The following is a 12,979-nucleotide window of genomic DNA, read 5'->3' as shown; positions in this document are numbered from 1 at the left end:
CGGGGATGCCGAGCCGTGGGAGCGCGCAGATGACGGGCCGACTCGCGCGGTGAGGATGCGCCGGAACGTCCCGACGGCTCGATCGATGAATCTCATTGCGTTGCATGCGCAGGGACAGCGGGCCTCGCGGCGGCAGCGGCTGCAAGCGTCGCACGCAGATGCCCGAGTTCGCGTGGCCAGTAGTCCTGCTCGCGCAGCACCCAGGCGTGGATCATGCCCATGCCGAGGCCTGGCGCCGGCTGCTGCGCGGCGATCCGCTGGTAGCGATCGAGCAGCGCCAGCGCGTGGCGTGGATGGCCCGCCGAGCCCAGTTGCGCGGCGACTTCGGCGGCGAAGCCGGGACGCACATCGAGGCTCAGCGCGTGCTCGAAATCGGCTTGCGCCGTGGCGACGTCAGCGCGTGCCAGCGCGATCTGCCCGTCCACGTAATAAAGGTCCTGCTGGCGCCCCGCGTTGCTGCGCAGCCGCGCATTGCCCAGGCCCGCATCGACCAGGCTTTGCAGCAAGGGCAGATCGAATCCCGGGCAGTGCCCGGCTCGCGCCACGCCCAGCGCGCGACCGAACCAGCTGGTCAGCAGCGTGCCGGGGTTGCGCATGGTGGCCATCGCGGTGCGCGCGCTGGCGGCGGCGGCCGGCGTCACGCCGCCCAGTTGACACTGCACGTTGAGCAGGTTGAAGGCGAGTTGCACCTGGTCGGGATGCGCCGCCAGCAGCGGCTGCAGGCGGCGCTCGGCATCCAGCGGCTGGCCATTGCCGGCCTCGAACTGCGCGGCGTAGGCCTGCGCGCGCGCCGAGTGCGGGTTGATCTGCGCCCACAGCATGGCCTGCTGGTCGGCGTGGCCCCACAGCGTGGCGCGCTGCAGGGTCATCAACGCCAGCAGTATCGGCAGCGCCAGGCTGAGCGTGGCCTTGAAGCCGCGCAGGCGGCGCAGATCGCTGAGCCACCACGCCAGCGGCCAGAACATCGGCAGTGCCGGCAGGTAATTGCGGTGCTCGAAGTACAGCTCCAGCGGAATCGTGGTCGATTCCATGGCCATGCCGGTGAAGTAGAACAGGATCGCCAGCGCCAGCAACGGATGCGCGATGCGCCAGCGCCAGCCGAGCACGATCAGCGCGATGATGCCGAGCAGCGCCGGCAGCGTGTCGGCCGGATGCCACAGGCTGCGCGAGACCACGAACGCGTCGTTGAACAGCCCGCTGGTGAACGGCCGCGGCAGCCACAGCAGCTTGAGGTAATCCCACAGCACGCGCGGCTCGGTGAGCAGGCGCTGCGGCTCGGTCCAGCGGCGCACCTCGGGGTGGTGGAGCGTGCCCTGCACGCCGGTCCACAGAAAATATGCCAGCAGCAGCAGTGCCGGCAGCGCGGCGAAAATCCACAGCATCACGCGCCAGTTGCGCCGCTGCGCGGTGGCCAGCGGCGCGCGCGTGTAGATCGTGGCTTCCAGCACCAGCGCCAGTGCCGGCAGCAATGCGCCGTTGGCCTTGGAGAACGTCGCCAGGAACGTGCAGCCGACCAGCCCGAGCAGCGCCCAGGCGATGCCGCGCCTGCTGTGCCCGGCCAGCATCAGGCGCCGCCCGCGCGTGTAGGCGAGCAGGCCCAGCAGCACGAAAAACGCCGCCAGCATGGCTTCGCGCTGCACCACGTACAGCGTCGCCGATACGAACAGCGGCGACAGCAGCCATAGCGCCGCGCCCAGCACCGCGGCGCGTGCCGCGCGCGTGCCCTGCGGCTCGAGCACGCGGCCGAGACGCCACAGCAGCGCCGCCAGCAGCGTGCCGTTGATCAGTTGCAGCAGCAGGTTGGTGAACTTGAATGGCCACGGCGCGGCCGGCCAGTTGCGCGCGTCGATCAGGAAACTCAGCAGGGCGAGCGGCCGTCCGGTGGGATCGCCGCCACCGGAGGTGAGGTAGCGCCAGAAGATCGGCCAGGTATGCACCGGGCCGAATTCGCCGAGCGCGGGCAGGGTGCCGAAATCATCGAACAGGAACGGCCCCTTGAGGCCAGGCCAGTAGGCCCACAGCGTGACCAGCAATACCGCGAGCAGGCCCAGCGGCGCCCACCAGCGTTCGGGCAGCAGCGGCTTTTCTGGCGGCGGGCTGGACATGGGCGCTCCTCGATGCAGGCGGTGCATGATGGCATGCGTGCGCAGGTTGCTGCTTTGCGATTCCGTCAGCACGCCGTGAGCGTTCCCCGCCTGCGCGGGGATGAGTGCGCCCGTGAGGGCATCGTATCAGCGCGGTGCAAATCCGCGTCGGGGCAAGCCACAGGCCCTGTAGTTGAAGGTAACTGCGTCGCTGAGAGGCGGGGTGGAGAGCAACCGGAAGCGAACTGATGGTCCGTAGTAAAGCGAACCCGTTTCGGCGGGGTGTTGCGGCGAGCCTGCTCATTCATGGCGAAGCCTGGAACTCACCGATCACGCTGAGGTGGCTGTCAAAGCGATGATCGGGCACACCGTGTGGTTGGGGACGGAACATTGGGAAGGTGCGATGCAGTAAGCGGGGAGACCCGCGCCCGATGTGAACGGGTGCGGGAGTCAGAGCCTTCGTAGTACCGCAGGATCTTGAGTTGAGGTCCGCGAAGCGCGGCTAGCAAAACCGCGTGGAGGGAAGGGAGGCAGGAAGGTGGATTCGGGAGGTTGAGAACGATGCACGCAAACTCATCGCAAGTGCCGGTAACGGCTAAGCACGATGAAGATACCCAGACTCGCGATTGGAGTTGGGTGGAAGCCTCGGTATGGACGGACCGAATGTTGGCAGCGCTGGACAACGGCGTGAAGGGAGGAAAATGGTTCAGCCTGATGGACAAGGTGATGCGTCCGGCGACGCTGCAAGCGGCGTGGGGACGGGTGGTGCGCAATTGCGGAGCGGCCGGGGTGGATCGTCAAAGTGTGGACGCGTTCGCGGCCCATGCCGAGCGCTACCTCGACGAGCTGGCGAGGGCGCTGCGCAGTGACACGTACCGGCCCCAAGCGATCAGGCGGGTCGAGATTCCCAAAGGGCGGGGCCAAACCCGTCCACTGGGGATACCGACGGTGAAGGATCGCGTGGTGCAAACGGCGGTACGGCTGGTGATTGAGCCGATCTTCGAGTCGCTCTTTTGCGCACACAGCTACGGGTTTCGGCCCGGCCGCGGTGCCAAGCGTGCGCTGCGGGAGGTGGATGCACTGCTGCGGGCGGGGTATTGCCATGTGGTGGATGCCGACCTTGCCGGCTACTTTGACAGCATTCCGCACGCCGGTCTGATGGCGCGGGTGCGCGAGCAGATCGCGGATGGCCGCGTACTGCGCTTGCTGGAATCGTGGCTCAAGCAGGAAGTGATGGCGGGACTGGAACGCTGGATCCCCACGGGCGGTACGCCGCAGGGTGCGGTGATCAGTCCGCTGTTGTCCAATATCTACCTGCATGGGCTCGACGAGACGATGGCCGCAGGCGGCTATCGGATGGTGCGTTATGCCGATGACTTCGTGGTGCTGTGTCAGACCGCGGATGAGGCGCAACGTGCGCTGGCCGAGATTGGCACGTGGGTGGACGCCCACGAGCTGACCTTGCACCCGGACAAGACCCACGTCGGCGACTGCCGACAGGTAGGCCGCGGGTTCGAGTTTCTGGGCTATCGGTTCGAGGCCGGTCAACGCCGGGTACGCACGAAGAGCTGGAACGCGATGCTGGACAAAATTCGACAGCACACGCCGCGTACCAAGGGGCGTTCGCTGGCGAGCATCATCAGCCAGATCAACCCGATGCTGCGGGGCTGGTACCAGTACTTCAGGCATGCCCACCGGATCACTTTCAGCAAGCTCGACGGGTTTATCCGCCGGCGTCTGCGCTCTATCCTTCGTGCATACGAGGGTCGGCGTGGGCACGGTCACACCCGCGAGGACCATCAGCGCTGGCCCAATAGCTACTTCGCTCAGCAGGGGCTTTTCACGTTAACCCAAGCCCATGCCTTGGCGTGCCGATCTCGATGAAGCAACCACCCACTGGAGAGCCGTGTGCGGGAGAACCGCACGCACGGTTCGGAGGGCGGGGAGGTGATGAGCCTTCCCGACCCCTATCGGGCCAACTCGCGCGGGGATGACGGGCCGCCCGGGGCACGGGACCGGCGTGAGTTGCGCTCAGAGCCGATGAAAAATTCCGCACGACGCGGAATTTTTCATCGGCGCGTCCGGCACAGGTCCGTACGCGCCTGCGCGAATCAGCCACGTGCGTGACCGCTTCGCGTCCGGCCATCCATGGCCGGGCTGAGAGGCTGAAAAATTCACAGCCTCTCAGTGCGTCTGCAATTGCGCGGCGGCGTTTTCGCGGATGCGCGCGAGCATCGCCGCCAGACCGTTGGCGCGGGTCGGCGACAGCGCCTTGGCCAGGCCGATGTCGCGGATGAAGCTGGGCTCGGTGTCGATGATCTCGCGTGCGCTGCGCCCGGAATACACGCGCAGCAGCAGTGCGATCAGGCCGGAGACGATGGCCGAATCGCTGATCGCGCGAATGTCCAGCTGCGCCGCGTCGCCTTCGCTCAGCATCCAGACCAGCGACTGGCAGCCGTGCACGCGGTGTTCCTCGGTCTTCAGCGCGTTTGGCAGATCCGGCAGTTTCTTGCCCAGGTCGATCAGATACTGGTAACGCTCGGACCAGTCGCTGAACAGGGCGAACTCCTCGACGATGGCCTGCGCGGCGGCAGCGGCGCTGGGTTCTTGCGGGGTGGCTTGTGGCCATGCGTTCATGGTGTGGCGACCTTCCAGCGCGTGCCGTGCGGGCCATCCTCGATGGCGATGCCGAGCGCGGCCAGCTCGCCGCGCACGGCGTCGGCACGGGCGAAGTCGCGCGTGGCGCGCGCGGCGTCGCGTTGCGCGATCAGCGCCTCGATGCGCGTCGTATCCAGCGCGTTGCCCGGCGCGGATTGCTTGAACCAGGCTTCCGGATCCTGCTGCAGGAAGCCCAGCAGACGGCCGGCAGCGAGCAGCGGAGCTTTCGCCGCGCGTCGGTGTTCGGTCGTGGCGGAGACGGCCCAACGTGCGTTGCTGACGAGGTTCGCCATGGCGACGAATGCCTCGGGCGTGTTGAGGTCGTCGCACAGCGCGGCGTAGAGGCGGGCAAGCCCGTCGTGATCCGTCCACAGCGCGTCGGCATCGCCGATCTCGGCTGCGTCCACATCTCCAAGATCGCGCAGCACGCCATACCAGCCATCCAGCGTGGCGCGCGCCTGCTGCACGGCGGCGTCGGACCAGTCCAGCGGCTGCCGGTAATGCGCCTTGAGCAGCACGAAGCGCAGGACCTCGGGTGGATGCTTTTCCAGCAGTTCGTGCAGCACCAGCACGTTGCCCAGGGACTTGGACATCTTGCGCCCGTCGAGGGTGAGCATGCCGTTGTGCAGCCAGTAGCGCGCCAAGGGCTTGCCTTTGCCGGGATGCTCCGGGTCGGGATGCGCGCAGGTGCTTTGCGCGATCTCGTTCTCGTGGTGCGGAAACTGCAGGTCGATGCCGCCGGCATGGATGTCGATGGTCTCGCCCAGGTGCGCCTCGGCCATCGCCGAGCATTCGATGTGCCAGCCCGGACGGCCACGGCCCCAGGGGCTTTCCCAGCCCGGCAGTTCGGGCGTGGACGGCTTCCACAGCACGAAATCGGCGGGGTTGCGCTTGTACGGCGCCACCTCGACGCGCGCGCCGGCGATCATCTCGTCGATGCTGCGGCCGGACAGCTTGCCGTAGTCGGCGAAGCTGTCCACGTTGAACAATACATGGCCCGCGGCGGCGTAGGCGTGGCCGCTGTCGATCAGGCGCTGGCACATGGCGAGGATCGGTGCGATATGCGCCGTGGCACAGGGCTCCACATCCGGCGCCGCCACGCCGAGGCGCGCGATGTCCTCGCGCCAGGCATCGGCGTAGCGCGCGCTGATGGTGGCGATGGGCACGCCGGCGGCCTGCGCGGCGGCGTTGATCTTGTCGTCGACATCGGTGATGTTGCGCGCGTAGATCACGTGTCCGCGCCCGTACTCGCGGCGCAGCAGTCGCGCCAGCAGGTCGAACACCACCGCCGGGCGCGCATTGCCGATGTGCACGTAGCTGTAAACGGTGGGCCCGCACAGGTACATCGTCACCCGGCCCGGATCGAGCGGAGTGAACGGTTCGCTGCGCCGGGTGAGGCTGTTGTGCAGATGCAAGGCCATGGAACAGGTAAAAGTCCGGGGTCTTCGAGTCTATCAGCCGCATTCCTTTAGGCTGCGATTCAGCCGCGTTTTGCTTAAATCCGCGTATAGAGGCCGCAGCAGTGGCCCGATGCCCCGAGCGAGGTTGTCATGCGCAAATCAATGCTTCCGGTTCTTCTGGTCAGTCTGTTGGCGACCACGGCTTTCGCCCAGGATGGTGGCTATTACCGCGACACACCGCCGCCCGAGCGTGGCAATGTGCACTACGCCTGGGCCGACGTGTTGCGCGTCGATCCGGTTTACGACGTGGTGCAAAGCAGCTACCCGCAACAGCGCTGCTACCAGCAGCAAGTGGTGGAGCGGGGCGGCGGCAGCACGGCCGGCACCTTGCTGGGTGCCGTCATCGGCGGCGCGCTGGGCCATCAGGTCGGGCAGGGACGCGGCAATACCGCGGCCACCATCGGTGGCGCGGTGGTCGGCGGTCTGGTCGGCAACAACGCCAGTTCGGGCAACCGTGTGGTCGATCAGACCCAGTGCGAGCAGGTCGGCGAGCGCGTGTCCGAGCAGCGCCGCATCGCCGGCTACAACGTCGAGTACCGCTACCACGGCGATGTGTACGTCTCGCGTCTGAACTACGATCCGGGCGATCGCCTGCGTATCCGCGTCAGCATCAATCCTGCCGAGTGAGTGCGGGCAACACGCGCGCCGCACGCGCGTGTTGCGGGGCACAATCGCGCCGTGCCATGATCCGCCGGGTCGCCACCACAAACCGCATCCCATGTCCCTGCACGCACGTACCGCCGATGTCCTGAGCAGCGCCCGCATGGCGGCTGGCATGACCTCGCGTGCGCGTCGACCGGAATCCCCACCTCCGGCCGGCTAGTGCCCGCGTTGCCCCACGACGCAAGCAGCATCAAGCCCGGCCCCGCGCCGGGCTTTTGCGTTTCAGTCTGCAGAATCCGGCACGATGCCGCATCCGCAATCCACACCGCCCGACTGCCTGCCGATCGCATCGGCACCCATGAGAGATCACCATGAGCCTGCGCCATTTTCTGAGCACCCAGGACTGGAGCCGCGAGGAACTCGATGACCTGCTGGTGCAGGCCGCGGCCTTCAAGCGCGAACGCCTGGGCCACGCGCTGCGCGGCAAGTCGATCGCGCTGCTGTTTTTCAACAACTCGATGCGTACCCGCACCAGCTTCGAGCTGGGCGCGCAGCAACTGGGCGGGCTCGCCATCGTGCTCAGTCCCGGGCGCGACGCCTGGCCGATCGAGTTCGACGTCGGCACGGTGATGGACGGCGAGGCCGAGGAGCACATCGCCGAGGTCGCGCGCGTGCTCAGCCGCTACGTGGACCTGATCGGCGTGCGCGCGTTCCCGAAGTTTCAGGATTGGAACCTGGATCGTCAGGATCGCGTGCTGCAGGGCTTCGCCAGGTACGCCACGGTGCCGGTGATCAACCTCGAGACGATCACGCATCCCTGCCAGGAACTGGCGCATGCCATGGCCATGCGCGAGCGCCTGGGCGAACTGCGCGGGCGCAAGTACGTGCTCACCTGGACTTATCACCCCAGGGCGCTGAACACCGCCGTGGCCAACTCGGCGCTGTTGATCGCCACGCGCATGGGCATGGACGTGACCCTGCTGTGCCCCACGCCCGAGTACGTGCTGGATGAACGTTACATGGAGGCCGCGCGCCAGAATGCCGCCGCGAACGGCGGTGCGCTGCAGGTGTCGCACGACATCGAATCCGCCTACCGCGGCGCGCAGGTGGTGTATGCCAAGAGCTGGGGCGCGCTGCCGTATTTCGGCCGCTGGGAGCAGGAAAAGCCGATCCGCGAAGCCAGCAAGCACTTCATCGTCGATGAGGCCAAGATGGCGCTCACCGACCACGGCCTGTTCAGCCACTGCCTGCCGCTGCGGCGCAACGTCAAGGCCACCGACGCGGTCATGGACGCGCCGTATTGCATGGCCATCGACGAAGCCGAGAACCGCCTGCACGTACAGAAAGCGGTGATGGCGACGTTGGTCGCGCAGCACTGAACGGAGCGCCGTGATGTATCTGCCGAAAGCATTTGCCGAGAATCGACGCGACGTGCTCGATGCCTTGCTGCGCGCCTACCCGTTGGCGACGGTGTTGCTGGGTGGCGCGGGCGGGATCGTGGCCAACTGGGTGCCGTTCGAGCTGGATGGCACGCAACGATTGTCGGGCCATGTCGCGCGCGGCAACGAACTGGCGCAAGCCGACGGTGCCGAGGTGCTGCTGCTGTTCCAAGGCCCGCAAGGCTACGTGAGCCCCAACTGGTACCCGAGCAAGCACGTCAGTGGGCGTGAGGTGCCGACCTGGAATTACGCCGTGGTCGAGGTGCGCGGCCGCCTGCGCGTGATCGATGACGCGACCTGGCTGCGTCGCCTGCTGGAAACCTTGACCGATCGCCATGAAGCGGGCCAGCCGCGGCCGTGGAAGATCGGCGATGCGCCGGACGACCACATCGAGAAGTCGTTGCGCGCGATCGTCGGCCTCGAAGTCTCGATCGAGCGCATCGAAGGCAAGTTCAAGCTGAGCCAGAACCATCCTGAAGCCAATCGCCTGGGCGTGATTCACGGGCTGCGCCAGCGCAATGCCGCCGGCGACGCGGAACTGGCCGCCTGGATGACCCGGCACGAGGCAGCGAACGCGTGAACCAGCGGCATCACTATCGCGTCGAGGTGGAATGGACCGGCAATCCCGGCGGCGGTACGGACGGCTATCGCAACTACAGCCGCGACCACGTGATCCGCGTTCCCGGCAAGCCGGCGCTGGCCGGTTCCGCCGATCCCGTCTTTCGCGGCGACGCCACCCGGCACAATCCCGAGGACCTGCTGGTGGCCGCGCTGTCCGCCTGCCACATGCTGTCATATCTGCACATGGCCGCCGTGGCGGGCGTCGTGGTGATGGCATACACCGATGCCGCCGAAGGCACGATGGTCACCGAAGGCGACGGCGGCCATTTCACCGAGGTGGTGCTGCGCCCCGTGGTGACGATCAGCGCCAGCAGTGATCCGGTGAAGGCTGAAACTGCGCACGAGACCGCGCACCACGCCTGCTTCATCGCCAACTCCGTGAATTTTCCGGTGCGCTGCGAGCCGCGCATCGTCGTTTCCTCCGACTGACATCTTTCCCGATCAGGATTTGCAAGCCATGAGCCAAGACATCGTCCTCGCTTTTTCCGGTGGCCTCGACACCAGTTTCTGCGTGCCCTACCTGCGCGAGCAGGGTTGGGCCGTGCATACCGTGTTCGCCGACACCGGCGGTGTCGATGCCGCCGAGCGCGCCACCATCGAGGCGCGCGCGCACGAGTTGGGCGTGGCCAGCCACGTCACCGTGGATGGTGGGCCGGCGCTCTGGGAAGGCTTCGTCAAGCCCTTCGTGTGGGCCGGCGAGGCGTACCAGGGCCAGTACCCGCTGCTGGTATCCGATCGTTACCTGATCGTCGCCGCCAGCATCCGCCGCGCGCGCGAATTGAATGCGCGCGCCATCGCCCACGGCTGCACCGGCATGGGCAACGACCAGGTGCGGTTTGATCTCACCGCCAAGGCGCTGTCCGATCTGGCCATCGTCGCGCCGATCCGCGAGATCCAGAAAGAGCACACGCAGACGCGCGCGTACGAGCAGGCCTATCTCGAACAGCGCGGTTTCGGCGTGCGCGCCAAACAAAAGCAGTACACCATCAACGAGAACCTGCTCGGCCTGACCATGTCCGGCGCCGAGATCGACCGCTGGGAAGCACCGGGCGCCGAGGCGCGCGGCTGGTGCGCGCCGCGCGCCGAATGGCCGGCCACGCCGCTGCGCGCGACGCTGCGCTTCGCGCACGGCGAGGCCCTGGCGCTGGACGGCGAGGCCATGCCGGGCCAGCAGCTGCTGGCGCGGCTCAACACACTGTTCGCGGCCTATGGCGTGGGCCGTGGCGTGTACACCGGCGACACCACCATCGGCCTCAAGGGCCGCATCGTGTTCGAGGCGCCGGGCCTGATCGCGCTGCTCGCCGCGCACCGCGCGCTGGAGGAAGCCGTGCTGAGCAAGGCGCAGAACCGCTTCAAGCCGGAGCTGGCACGCAAATGGGTGGAACTGGTGTACGAGGGCTTCTTCCACGATCCGCTGAAAACCGACCTGGAGGCGTTCCTGGCCAGCAGCCAGCGCATGGTCAACGGCGAGGTCGTGCTGGAAACCCACGGCGGCGGCGTGCAGGCGGTGGCGGTGCGCTCGCCGCACATCCTCAACGCCAAGGGCGCCACCTACGCGCAGTCGGCCGACTGGGGCGTGGCCGAAGCCGAGGGCTTCATCAAGCTGTTCGGCATGAGCTCCACGCTGTGGGCCGAGGTGAATCGTTGATGAGGTGCGACCCTGCACTGCTCGACGAAGTGCTCGCGCATCTGCGCGCGCTGGTCGCTTGCGACACGCGCAATCCGCCGCGCGCCATCGACGGCGGCGGCATCTTCGCGTATCTGCAGCAGCAACTGCCCGGCTTCGCCTGCACGCTGACCGATCACGGCGCCGGCGCCGTGAGTCTGTTGGCGGTGCGCGGCACGCCGCGGCTGTTGTTCAACGTGCATCTGGACACGGTGCCCGATGCGCCGCAGTGGAGCGCCAGTCCCTTCGCGCTGCGTGTGACCGCAGACCGCGCCATCGGCCTGGGTGCCTGCGACATCAAGGGCGCGGCGGCGGCGCTGGTGGCCGCGGCGACACACAGCGACGGCGCCTGCGCGTTCCTGTTCACCAGCGACGAAGAAGCCAACGATGCGCGCTGCGTGCCGGCGTTCCTGCGTGCGCATTCGCCTGCCCGAGTCCAGGGTCTAGTGTCCCGAATTCCTACTTTCAATGCCGTGATCGTCGCCGAGCCCACGCACGGCGAGGTGGTGCTGGCGCATCGCGGCATCAGTTCGGTGCTGCTGCGTTTCGCCGGCGTGGCGGGTCATGCGTCGGCCGTGCAGCAGGCCTCCAGCAGCGCCGTGCACCAAGCCTTGCGCTGGGGCGCGCGCGCGCTGGACTGGGTGGACACGCAAGCGCACCAGCGTTTCGCCGGGCTCACCGGGCTGCGCTTCAACATCGGCCGCATCGAAGGCGGCATCAAGGCCAACGTGATCGCACCCGGTTGCGAGCTGCGCTGCGGGTTGCGCCCGCTGCCTTCGATGGATACCGATGCCGTCCTCGCGCAGTTGCAGGCGCTGGCCGATCCCGCGCCCGCGCACTTCGAGGAAACCTTCCGTGGCCCATCACTGCCCGCGGGTGACATCGCCGAGGCCGAGGCGCGGCGCCTGGCCGCGCGCGATCTGGCCGACGAACTGGGTCTGCCGGTGGGCAACGCGGTGGACTTCTGGACCGAGGCCGCGCTGTTCTCGCAGGCGGGCTGCACCAGCTTCGTGTTCGGCCCCGGCGACATCGCCCAGGCGCACAGCGCCGATGAATGGGTGGCGCTGGATCAGCTTGCGGGTTACGCCGCGCGCGTGCATGCCATCATCGATCGGGGGCTCGCCTGAGTGGACGCCCACAAGAACCTGCGCCAGACCATCGTGCGCCTGCTCTCGAGCATGGCCAGCGCGCGCGAGATCCAGCAATACCTCAAGCGCTTCTCGGAGCTGGATGCCAAGCGCTTTGCCGTGGTCAAGGTCGGCGGTGCGATCCTGCGCGACGAGTTGCCCGAGCTGGCGTCCTCGCTGGGTTTCCTGCAGCAGGTCGGACTGACGCCGATCGTGCTGCACGGCGCCGGTCCGCAGCTCGATGAGGAACTCGCCGCCGCCGGCATCGAGAAGCAGACGATCGATGGCCTGCGCGTGACCAGCGCGCCGGCGCTGGGCATCGTGCGGCGCGTGTTCCAGCAGCAGAACCTGCGCCTGGTCGAGGCGTTGCAAGCGATGGATACGCGCGCCACCTCGGTGCTGTCCGGCGTATTCAGCGCGCGCTATCTGGATCGCGAACGCTACGGCATGGTCGGCAAGGTCGAGCGCGTGGACCTGGCGCCGATCGAGGCCAGCCTGCGCGCCGGCTCGATCCCGGTGCTGGCCAGCCTGGGCGAGACCGACGAGGGCCAGATCCTCAACGTCAATGCCGATTTCGCCGCCAACGAGCTGGTGCGCGCGCTGCAGCCCTACAAGATCATCTTCCTCACCGGCACCGGCGGGTTGCTGGACGACCACGGCAAGGTGATCGACTCGATCAACCTGTCCACCGATTACGAGCCGTTGCTGCGTCAGCCGTGGATCAACGGCGGCATGCGCGTCAAGATCGAGCAGATCGCCGACCTGCTCAATGCGCTGCCGCTGACCTCGTCGGTGTCGATCACGCGTCCGGCCGAACTGGCCAAGGAGCTGTTCACGCACAAGGGCTCCGGCACGCTCGTGCGGCGCGGCGAGAAGGTGCTGCGTTTCGATGACTGGAACGGCGTGGACCGCGCGCGGCTGCGCACGCTGATCGAGTCCAGCTTCGGCCGCGTGCTGGTGCCGGATTACTTTGAGCGCGTGCAGCCGGTTTGTGTCTACGTGAGCGAGAACTACCGCGCCGCGATGATCCTCACCCGCGAGGGCGAGATGACCTACCTCGACAAGTTCGCCGTGCTCGATGCCGCGCAGGGCGAGGGCCTGGGCCGCGCCATCTGGCAGGTGATGCGCGCCGGGCATCCGCGCCTGTTCTGGCGCTCGCGCCACGGCAATCCGGTCAATCCGTTCTATTACGCCGAGTCCGACGGCAGCTATAAACAGCCGCGCTGGAAGGTGTTCTGGTACGGCATCCACGACTTTGCCACCATCGAACGTTGCGTGGCGCACTGCGCGCAGCGTCCGGCCACGTTGGCGGATTGAGGCC

At 67.4% G+C, this 12,979-nt stretch carries 11 protein-coding genes; 8 read left to right on the top strand and 3 right to left on the bottom strand.

Annotated elements, in window-relative coordinates:
- Positions 1–92: 92 nt before the first annotated feature.
- A complete protein-coding gene (locus Mschef_RS11425; RefSeq protein WP_081129990.1) occupies positions 93–2,105 on the bottom strand; it encodes a hypothetical protein in 2,013 nt (670 codons plus the stop codon).
- Positions 2,106–2,747: 642 nt separating this feature from the next.
- Between Mschef_RS11425 and ltrA the strand changes: the two genes are divergently transcribed.
- Positions 2,748–3,968, top strand: coding sequence for a group II intron reverse transcriptase/maturase (gene ltrA, locus Mschef_RS11420; protein WP_081128531.1), 1,221 nt, complete (start codon positions 2,748–2,750; stop codon positions 3,966–3,968).
- A 300-nt stretch (positions 3,969–4,268) separates the two neighbouring features.
- Here ltrA and Mschef_RS11415 read toward each other — a convergent pair whose 3' ends face one another.
- Entirely contained in the window at positions 4,269–4,721 is a 453-nt protein-coding gene (locus tag Mschef_RS11415; protein ID WP_081128529.1) for a SufE family protein, read from the bottom strand.
- Positions 4,718–6,163 carry a cysteine--tRNA ligase gene (gene cysS, locus Mschef_RS11410; protein ID WP_081128527.1) on the bottom strand — a complete coding sequence of 482 codons (1,446 nt, stop codon included), beginning with the start codon at positions 6,161–6,163 and terminating at the stop codon, positions 4,718–4,720. Before cysS ends, Mschef_RS11415 begins: the two co-directional genes overlap by 4 nt.
- A 129-nt stretch (positions 6,164–6,292) precedes the next feature.
- On the opposite strand from cysS, the gene Mschef_RS11405 reads away from it, so the two are divergent.
- The 7 genes from Mschef_RS11405 to Mschef_RS11375 all read left to right on the top strand — a co-directional run bounded on the left by Mschef_RS11405 (position 6,293) and on the right by Mschef_RS11375 (position 12,975).
- Entirely contained in the window at positions 6,293–6,829 is a 537-nt protein-coding gene (locus Mschef_RS11405; protein WP_081128525.1) for a glycine zipper 2TM domain-containing protein, read from the top strand.
- Positions 6,830–7,176: 347 nt separating this feature from the next.
- Positions 7,177–8,184 carry an N-acetylornithine carbamoyltransferase gene (locus tag Mschef_RS11400; protein WP_081128523.1) on the top strand — a complete coding sequence of 336 codons (1,008 nt, stop codon included), beginning with the start codon at positions 7,177–7,179 and terminating at the stop codon, positions 8,182–8,184.
- A gap of 13 nt (positions 8,185–8,197) precedes the next feature.
- Positions 8,198–8,824: an FMN-binding negative transcriptional regulator gene (locus Mschef_RS11395; RefSeq protein WP_081128521.1), complete on the top strand. Its 627-nt coding sequence runs from the start codon at positions 8,198–8,200 to the stop codon at positions 8,822–8,824.
- On the top strand, positions 8,821–9,294 hold the full coding sequence (locus Mschef_RS11390) for an OsmC family protein (protein ID WP_081128519.1): 474 nt from the start codon (positions 8,821–8,823) through the stop codon (positions 9,292–9,294). The genes Mschef_RS11395 and Mschef_RS11390 overlap by 4 nt, the downstream gene beginning before the upstream one ends.
- Before the next feature lie 28 nt (positions 9,295–9,322).
- A complete protein-coding gene (locus Mschef_RS11385; RefSeq protein WP_081128517.1) occupies positions 9,323–10,513 on the top strand; it encodes an argininosuccinate synthase in 1,191 nt (396 codons plus the stop codon).
- Positions 10,513–11,658, top strand: a complete 1,146-nt coding sequence (locus tag Mschef_RS11380) for an acetylornithine deacetylase (protein ID WP_176212448.1) — start codon at positions 10,513–10,515, stop codon at positions 11,656–11,658. Before Mschef_RS11385 ends, Mschef_RS11380 begins: the two co-directional genes overlap by 1 nt.
- A 51-nt stretch (positions 11,659–11,709) precedes the next feature.
- Positions 11,710–12,975 (top strand): acetylglutamate kinase, encoded by a 1,266-nt coding sequence (locus Mschef_RS11375; RefSeq protein WP_425480093.1) that lies wholly within the window; start codon positions 11,710–11,712, stop codon positions 12,973–12,975.
- Positions 12,976–12,979: the final 4 nt, after the last annotated feature.

This window comes from Metallibacterium scheffleri, assembly GCF_002077135.1.
Classification (GTDB): domain Bacteria; phylum Pseudomonadota; class Gammaproteobacteria; order Xanthomonadales; family Rhodanobacteraceae; genus Metallibacterium; species Metallibacterium scheffleri.
This window is presented reverse-complemented; position numbering and strand designations above follow the sequence as displayed.